We start from the raw sequence: 8,172 nt of genomic DNA, 5'->3' as shown, positions 1-8,172 counted from the left end.
CCCCACCCCCGGGTCACGAGACCTTTTTTCCCTTCCCTTCGTGGCCGGAAACCCGCCCTCCCCGGCCACCGGTGGCCGGGCCGCTCGGTGATAGAAATTGCATCCATGCCTGTGACCCCCTCACCCTCCGCGCCCGCGGCCCCCTCACCGCACGCCCCCGCCGCGGCACCGCGCAGACTGCTCTGGCACCGCCTCATATTCGGGCTGTGGTTCCGGCCGGTCGAAGTGCTCGACGAGGCCCGGGACCGCAGCGTCTGGGGCGCGGCGACGTTCCTGTGCCTGGTCGCCGGGCTGCTGGGGACGCTGGGCCGGGGCGACTTCCGGGCGCAGTGGCGGGTCAGCCCCACGCTCGCCATGGAGGCGGTGGCCATCGCCGATGGTGTCCTGCTCCTCGCCAGCCTGCTGCTGGGCGTCGTCACGCACGCGATCGCCCGCAGGCTCGGCGGCAACGGCAGGTTCGGCCCGACGGTCACCCTGTTCGTGGTGATCTTCTGGGCGACGGACCTGCCGCGCCTGGCCCTCGCCGCCTGGCTGCCGGGCGGCTCCTATCCCGTGCGGGCGGCGGCCTGGATCACCGCGGGCTTCGGTTACGCGTTCTCCGCGCTGCTGATCCGGGGCCAGCACCACCTGCCGACGCACAAGGCGGTGGCGGCGGTGAGCGTTCAGATGCTGGCGGCGACCGCCCTGCTGAAGTTCCCGACCGGCGGCTGAGGTTCCGGCCCGGTGGTGTCCTCGCGCACGGAGGAGATCCGTGGCGGAAGTCGAAGGCCCGCCCGGTGCGACGGGGGATGCACACCGGGCGGGCTCACGCACAGTTCTACCTCATCAAGGATGGGTCATGCATCAAAAACCTGTTCGGCTTTTTCTATGACCATTGCACGGGGAGCGAAATCAAGCCACGCGCCCGCACCGAGGGCCGCCACCTGATCTCCTCCCGCGGAACGCCGAGTTCCAGAGCGGGGAACCGCTCCAGCAGCGCTGCCAGCGCCGTTTCCGTCTCCATCCTGGCCAGCGGCGCTCCCAGGCAGTAGTGGATGCCGTGCCCCAGCGCCAGGTGCCCGGAACGATCACGGTTCGGATCCAGCCGTTCCGGATCGACGAAGTGACGAGGATCACGATTGGCGGAGGCGATGGCGAGCAGCACGGTCTCGCCCGCGGGCACCGTGACCCCGCCGATCTCGATGTCCTCCAGCGGAAAACGCCGGATGGACAGCGGTGCGGGGCCGTCCCACCGGTTGAACTCCTCGACCGCCGCGCCGAGTCCGGCCGGATCCGCGCGCAAGGATTCCATCAAGGCCGGGTGGTCCAGGAGGGCGAGGACGGAGTTGGCGATGAGGTGGACGGTGTTCTCGTAGCCGGCGAAGAGGATGAGGAAGGCGAGCGAGGTGAGCTCGTCCTCGGAGAGCCGGTCACCGCCCTCCTCGTCGTCCCGGACCGCGATCAGGTCCGAGAGCAGGTCGTCGCCCGGTTCGGCGCGCTTGCTCGCGATCAGGCCGGTGAAGAAGCGCACCAGGTTCCCGACGGCCTCCTTCATCAGGTGCGGCCGCTCGGGGTCGGGCGCGATCATCGCGTCGGTCCAGGCGCGGAAGTCCAGGCGGGCCTCCTTGGGTACGCCCAGCAGGTCGCAGATGACGATGATGGGCAGCGGTCCGGCGTAGGCGGCGAGGAGGTCGGCGCGCCCGTCGGCCGCGACGGCGTCGAGGAGTTCGTCGGCGACGCGGCGCACCGGGGCGCGGAGCTTGTCGACGCGGCCGGGGGTGAACGCCTTCACGACCAAGCGGCGCACGCGGGCGTGGTCGGGCGGGTCCATGTTCAGCAGGTTCGCGTCCAGCGCCGGAGGCAGCGAGAAGCCGCTGTAGTTGCCGGGCTTGGCGTTGCGCTTGTCCAGCGACAGGCGGGGATCCGCGAGGCACTGGCGCACGTCGTCGTAACGGGTCACCAGCCAGGCGGGCCGGCCGTCGGCGCCGGTGATCCGGTGGACGGGCCCGGCCTCGCGCAGCTTGGCGTAGGTGCCGTACGGATCGGTGGTCAACGAGTTGACGTCGAAGGAGGCGGTGTTCTGCATGAGAGACGACTCTAGACGGACGGATCCGAGCCCCGGCACGGACTGTTCACCCCTCACATGGACCACCCCCACCCCGTCCGTTCAGCACGCCGCACCAGCAACATCCAGCCCGTCCGGTCAGCACGCACATCAGCCACACAAAGCCCGTCCGGCGTTTGAGGACGCGCCCGCAGGGCGCTCCCGCCGCAGGCGGCGAACAGACCCGCAGGGACAGACAAACCTGAGCCCAGACATCGAGCACCCGCAGACAGCGGAAAACGCACGGGCGACGCCGGATCCGTATCGCTACGGACCCGGCGCCGGCCTGTGGCGCAGGCGGCCTTGACCCCCGTCCAGGGCCGCCTCGTCTGTGGGCCGCGCGCCGTCAGGGACGGCGTGCCGCGCAAATCTCCCGTAGTTCGGTGAGCACGGACTCCACCAGCGGATCGCGGTAGACGTCCGCGACGCGTGCCAGGTGCTCGTGTTCCTCGGCCGGATCGGAGCTGACGGTGATCACGACACTGTCCGCGTGCGGCCTCGGCACATGGCCGGTGACCTGGTTGGCCAGGCCCCGGCGCAGGGCCGCCGCCTCCACCACCGCGGCCAGGCCGCGCTCGTCCAGGGCGGCGGCGTTCGCCTTCTCCCGGGCGATGTCCAAGGTCGCCGCCTCGACATGGCGCCGGATGCCGCGCTGGATGTCCCGGATCTCGGCCATCTGCCGGTTGGCCCGCCACTCCAGGTCCGCCAGCGGCCAGCGGCCGCCCCAGCGGCGCTCCGCGAGGGTGACCTCCGGGGCGTGGGCGGTGACATCCTGCCACAGCGGCTGGAGTCGGCGCAGCCGCCGCCAGGCGGCCACCCGCGGGCCCGCGGCGGGCAGCGAGAAGCCGATGAGGACGAGCAGCGCGGCGATCGAAGCGCTCATCGGGGCTACGCCGTTGGACAGCCAGTACGCCTCGTGGCCGCCCCAGCTCAGCACGAATCCGATCAGCTTGCACAGGCAGTACAGCAGGCCCAGCCAGCAGCCCGCGGCGAGCGTGCGCAGGCCCTTGGAGAGCCAGGACCGGCCCAGTTGGGTGGCGTAGCGCGGGCAGAGCACGCCGAGCCCGGCGAGGCTCACACCGAAAATGGCCAGATACAGCACCAGGAAGGCGACCACTCCGGGTGCGTCGGCGTAGGCCGTGCTGAAGTCGCGGGGGTGCTCCACGGAGTCGGGCCTGCCGACCGCGAAGCAGACGATGGCCGCCGCCCACGCCACGGACACGGCGGCGACCGCGAACCGCGAGCGCGCCGCCGCGCGGGCCCGGGCCCGCTCCTCGCCCCGGCCGGTCCAGCGCAGCAGCAGCACGGTGGCGCCGGACGCGAACAGCACGACGGCCGAGTAGAGGAAGACCATGGCCAGGTTGGCCACGCCGGTCAGCCGGTCGAAGGCGCGGTAGACGCTGGGCGCGGAGAAGAGGAAGACGACGGGGACGCCCGAGATCGTCAGGGCGGTCAGCCCGAGGTCCACGTTGTCCCGGTCGCGGAGCCAGGCGCGGGTCTTGTAGCCGACGATGACCCAGGCGACGGCGCTGAAGGCCAGATAGAGGACGTCAAACACCGGTGACGCCCCCTTCCCTGAGCTGTTGGCGCACGTGCTGGAGCGCCGGACCGAGCGAGGCCGCGAGCTCGGCGGCCTCCCCCTCCAGCGCCGCGTCCTGGCCCGGCGGCGGCGGCACGATCTTCTCCATGAGGAGGGTGCCGAGGATCTCGGTCTCGCGCTCGGTGAGGTTGTCGTAGCAGTGGTGCCGGGCGAGGCCCATGGTCAGGCCCATCCGGCGCATGGCGGTGGCCACGTCGACGGACGGCGTCCACACCTTGAGGGCGTCCTCGGTGACGGCCGGGTCCTGGTCGTGGCCGAGCAGCAGGTGGCCGACCTCGTGCAGCACGATGTGGACCTGGTGCCAGGGCGAGGTCTTCTGTTCGTAGATGACCCAGAACGCGTCGTCGGTGGTGGCCGTCATGCCCGAGACGACACCGTCCAGGCTCATCGGGATCAGGCGGATGGGCCGGCCGACGCGGCGCGAGACGACCTGGCACAGACCGTGCAGGTCGGTCGACGCGGGCAGCGCGAGCTCCTGGATGAGCTGCTTGCAGCGGCGTCGTATGCGCCCCACTCGCATGCCTGCACCGTCCTCGTCCTCGGTACGCCGCCAGTAGGTGAAGAGCTGGTCATCCGCCGTGACGGTCACTCTCGCTCCTCACCACCCGCGTCGGGCGGGTCGGCCGGAAGGTTCATCTGCTGCCGGAATTGGGCAATGATCGTGTTGAGGCTGTCCTGGACCTCGGGCGGCAGCCCCACCGAGCGCAGGGCTATCGCGCGGACGCGCTGATCCCTCATGGCGACGAGGAAACGGACCTCCTCCTCCACCCGCTCGGCCTGGGAGGCCGAGAGGTCGCCCATCAGATAACCGACGGGCACGGCGAAGAATTTCGCGAGAGCGCGCAGCACGTCCGGACTGGGGTTGGCGCGCCTGCCGTTGCGCAGCATCGACAGATACTGCTCGGTGAGCCGCACCCCGCCGTACTGCTCGGTCCCGCGGCTGATCTCGTCGGCCACGTGACCATTGGTGTACGGCGCCCCCGGCGGATGCATGTTCGCGAACAGGTAATTGAGCCGCTCCGCGAGCGGGCTGCCCATCTCACCTGCCGACCTGTCGCCCCCGACTGCCATCTGCTCCGTCCTCACGAGCTGTCCCCATGTCACCTCACGGCCAGTTAAGCCGGAGGTGGCTACGGGGAGCATCCTGTCACGGGACAACGCCTGACACTAGTCCGCTCGGTGTTCTCCTTGCGTGAACGACTTAACCACGAGTTGATATCGGTTCTTCACCCCGAATCCCCGGTTCGTTCCGCTCCCCGTGGCCGGCTCTTCCCCGGACGCGGCCTCGATGCCCGAACACACGTGTCCGGTTCCGGTCGTACCGGTGAATCCCGGCGCGCCGGGCTCTCGTTCCCTCCGGCGGTCCGTAGGACGATGACACGCTCGTCCCGCACGTGACCCGGACCCCTGGCTCCTCATGCGGGACAACGGCGAGCCGAACGAGAGGAATCCGTTCATGAACAGATTTCTGAGACATCTCGCCCTTCGGGGCGCCGCCGCCCTGCTCCTCGGACTGCCGGCCGCCGTGGTGCCCGGCACCCTCGCGGCGGCCGCGGGGCCGCCGCCCGGCGCCGCCGCGGCCGACGCCTACTGGACGCCGCGGCGGATGGCGTCCGCGCTGCCGGTGGTAACCGGCAAGCAGGCGCCGCCGCCCCCGGCGGTGGCGGAGGAGCGGGCCGAGGGGGGCGGCGTGCCGCCCAGCCACCCCTTCGACGGGCTGCCGCAGGTGGGGACGTTCTTCTGGACCGACAGCAAGAACACCGGGCGCTTCTGCGGCGGCACGGTCGTCCGCAGCCCCGATCACGACCTGGTGATCAGCGCGGCCCACTGCCTGCGCTCCCCCGACCCCAAGCGGCACCTGTCGTTCGTGCCGCAGTACCACGACGGCCTCAAGCCGCACGGCGTCTTCCCCGTCGAGAGCATCTACATCGACCAGCGCTACTACGACCGGGGCACGGACGGCGGGGCGCGCTGGGACTACACGGTGGTGCGGCTCGGCCCGCGCTCGGACGGCACCGAGGTGCAGAGCGCCGTGGGCGGCTTCGACTTCGCGATCGGCACCGGCTACACCCACCACGACGTGCGCCTGATCGGCTATCCGGGCAGCAGCGACGCGAAGTACCCCAAGCCGATCGACTGTTCCTCGTCCACGCACCGGTACACCAGCACCGACCCCAAGGCCCCGGGCGACTTCCTGGAGATCGCCTGCGCGGGCTATGTGGGCGGTACGTCGGGCGGGCCCTTCCTGATCCCGGAACTGACGGGCTATCTGCTGATCGGGGTCATCGGCGGCTACCACACGGGCGGGGACACCCCCGATATCTCGTACAGCTCGTACTTCGACGACGATCTGCTGGACCTGTACCTGCACGCGGTCGAGGGTGACCCGCCCGCGGGCCGGTGAGACGCCGACGGCGTCCGTGGCCGGGAGGGCCACGGACGCCGTCGTACGCCGGAGCGCCCGCTACTGCCCGACGGGCGGCCGGTGGTGGCGGCGCGGGTGGCGGGTCAGGGTGTAGCCGCCGATGGCCGCGAGGGCGCCGAGCACGGCGCCGCCCACGGTCCACGCCCAGCGGTCGGACCACCAGCCGCCGTTCCAGCCGCTCTCCGGCTCCTTCAGCGCGGCCGCGTGCAGCGGGGCGACCTCGCCGCCTTCGGCGTCGGCACCGCCCATGTCCTTCACGTCCGCCTGGATCTCCGCCTTCACCGGCAGGCCGAGGTCCTGGTCGGGACCGTCGGAGACGGTGAGGCGCGCGTAATAGGCACCGGGGAGCGGGTCGTTCGCCCAGCGCTCGGACCACGGGCGGACGGTGCGCAGCGTGCAGGTCAGGGTGACCGAGCCGGCGTCCCCGGCCGCCCGCTGCGTGGGCTCGCCCGAGGCGCACGCCTGGCGGCGGCGCAGGCCGTCGAAGACGTCGAGCTGCCAGGTGGCCGCGCCGTGTCGGCGGGACGCCTCCGGCAGCTGCACGGTGGTCTTCACGGTGGCCCGCTGCCCGGCGCCGGCGGGGAACTGCCAGTAGAGGTAGTCACCGGTCGAGGCGGTCGCCGTGGCCTTCTGTCCCTGCTCGAGGGCGGTGGCGGTACGGAAGGTGGTGCCGGCCTCCGTCGGGGCGTCACCGTCCTTCGCGGAGGCGCTCGGGCTCGGGGTGTCGGCGACGGCGCCGGAGGCCGAGCCGAACAGGGCCGCGCCGGCGAGCAGCGCGGCGGCCATCACACGGGTTCCACGCATCAGTTCGCCCTCCACACAGCGACGCGCCAGCGGGACAGCCAGCCCCACACCAGCCCGGCGAGCAGTCCGGTCACGGCCAGCACGGCCAGCAGCACCCAGCCCCGGCCCAGGCCGAAGGCGGCCAGGTCGGAGGGGTTGTCGGGGGCCTTCGCGAGATCGACGGCCAGCTCCAGCGGCAGGCCCGGGTCACGCTTGACGGACAGGGGCGCGGAGAAGGAGTTGGAGACCTCCAGACAGACCGTCCTGGCCTCCTTGTCGTTCTTGTCCTTGGCGACGGGGTAGCGCAGCCCGGACGACATCACGTCCGTACGCCCGCTGCCCGCGTCGGAGCCGCGGACGAGTTCCTGGCCGTTCTCCCCGACGGCGCGCACGAGCACGCCGTAGTCGCGGTCGACGGCGCGGTCCGCGCCCACGCTCACCGAGGTGCGCAGCTCCTGACCGGGCTTCACCCGCACGCGGTACCAGCGGTGCTCGGCGAAGGTCTCCCGGTCGGTCCAGATCCCGGCGCCCAGTTCGGGCGCCTTGGCGCACTCGGCCGCGCCCTGCACGGGCTTCGGGGTCACGACGGGGGTGTCGGCGCGCCGGACGATCTGCTTGATCTTGCCCGACAGCTCGTCGGTGTGCTGGACCGAGGTGAACGTGCCGCCGGTGGCCTCGGCGATGCAGGTGAGCTGCTCGCGCGTCTTGTCGTCGTGGGCGAGGCCGAGCGTGTCGACCGTCAAGTGCGTGCCCTTGGCGGCGAGTTCGCGGGCCACGTCGCACGGGTCGGGCTGGCCGCAGGAGTCCTCGCCGTCGGTGATGAGGACGACCCGGCGGGTGCCGCCGTCGGTGCCGAGGTCCTGGTCGGCGCCGCGCAGCGCGTAGCCGATCGGCGTCCAGCCGGTGGGCCGCAGGGTGGCGACGGCCGCCTTGGCCTCCGTGCGGTCCACGGGGCCTACGGGGTAGAGCTGCTTGCTGTCGCGGCAGCCGATCTCCTTGTCGTCACCGGGGTAGGTGGCGCCGAGCGTGCGGATGCCGAGCCGCACGCCCGAGGGGACGGCGTCGATCACTTCGTTGAACGCCTGCTGAGCGGCCGCCATGCGCGACTGGCCGTCCACGTCCCGGGCCCGCATCGAGCCACTGACATCCAGTACGAGCTCGACCTTCGGGGAGTCCTTCGAAGGTCCGTCGGCGGCGCTCGCCGGGGCGGTTCCTGCGGCGAGCGCGGCGAGCAGAGCGCATGCGCCCGCCGCGAGCCGTCTTGTGATGATCATCCGAAGA

The 8,172-nt window shown here is 71.7% G+C and carries 8 protein-coding genes; 2 read left to right on the top strand and 6 right to left on the bottom strand.

The window, feature by feature from the left end:
* Positions 1-105 precede the first annotated feature (105 nt).
* The gene (locus ACZ4A5_RS19105; protein ID WP_467584937.1) at positions 106-711 is read left to right on the top strand and encodes a YIP1 family protein; all 606 of its coding nucleotides are present in this window, start codon (positions 106-108) and stop codon (positions 709-711) included.
* 154 nt (positions 712-865) lie between these two features.
* Here ACZ4A5_RS19105 and ACZ4A5_RS19100 read toward each other — a convergent pair whose 3' ends face one another.
* The 4 genes from ACZ4A5_RS19100 to ACZ4A5_RS19085 form a co-directional block, all read right to left on the bottom strand.
* Positions 866-2,065: a cytochrome P450 family protein gene (locus ACZ4A5_RS19100; protein ID WP_467584934.1), complete on the bottom strand. Its 1,200-nt coding sequence runs from the start codon at positions 2,063-2,065 to the stop codon at positions 866-868.
* Between the two features lie 364 nt (positions 2,066-2,429).
* Positions 2,430-3,641, bottom strand: a complete 1,212-nt coding sequence (locus ACZ4A5_RS19095; protein WP_467584932.1) for an MAB_1171c family putative transporter — start codon at positions 3,639-3,641, stop codon at positions 2,430-2,432.
* Positions 3,634-4,272, bottom strand: coding sequence for a hypothetical protein (locus ACZ4A5_RS19090; protein ID WP_467584929.1), 639 nt, complete (start codon positions 4,270-4,272; stop codon positions 3,634-3,636). The genes ACZ4A5_RS19095 and ACZ4A5_RS19090 overlap by 8 nt, the downstream gene beginning before the upstream one ends.
* Complete coding sequence (locus tag ACZ4A5_RS19085; RefSeq protein ID WP_467584926.1) at positions 4,269-4,754, bottom strand: helix-turn-helix domain-containing protein; 486 nt, start codon at positions 4,752-4,754, stop codon at positions 4,269-4,271. Before ACZ4A5_RS19085 ends, ACZ4A5_RS19090 begins: the two co-directional genes overlap by 4 nt.
* 385 nt (positions 4,755-5,139) lie before the next feature.
* On the opposite strand from ACZ4A5_RS19085, the gene ACZ4A5_RS19080 reads away from it, so the two are divergent.
* Complete coding sequence (locus ACZ4A5_RS19080; RefSeq protein ID WP_467584923.1) at positions 5,140-6,087, top strand: trypsin-like serine peptidase; 948 nt, start codon at positions 5,140-5,142, stop codon at positions 6,085-6,087.
* Positions 6,088-6,147: 60 nt separating this feature from the next.
* Here the strand turns inward: ACZ4A5_RS19080 and ACZ4A5_RS19075 are convergent, their stop codons facing one another.
* Positions 6,148-6,912 (bottom strand): hypothetical protein, encoded by a 765-nt coding sequence (locus ACZ4A5_RS19075; RefSeq protein WP_467584920.1) that lies wholly within the window; start codon positions 6,910-6,912, stop codon positions 6,148-6,150.
* Positions 6,912-8,165, bottom strand: coding sequence for a VWA domain-containing protein (locus ACZ4A5_RS19070; protein WP_467584917.1), 1,254 nt, complete (start codon positions 8,163-8,165; stop codon positions 6,912-6,914). Before ACZ4A5_RS19070 ends, ACZ4A5_RS19075 begins: the two co-directional genes overlap by 1 nt.
* Positions 8,166-8,172 lie beyond the last annotated feature (7 nt).

Source organism: Streptomyces sp. NPDC025618 (genome assembly GCF_055558795.1).
Note: the sequence above shows the minus strand (reverse complement) of the source record. Positions and strands in the feature narration are given on the sequence as shown.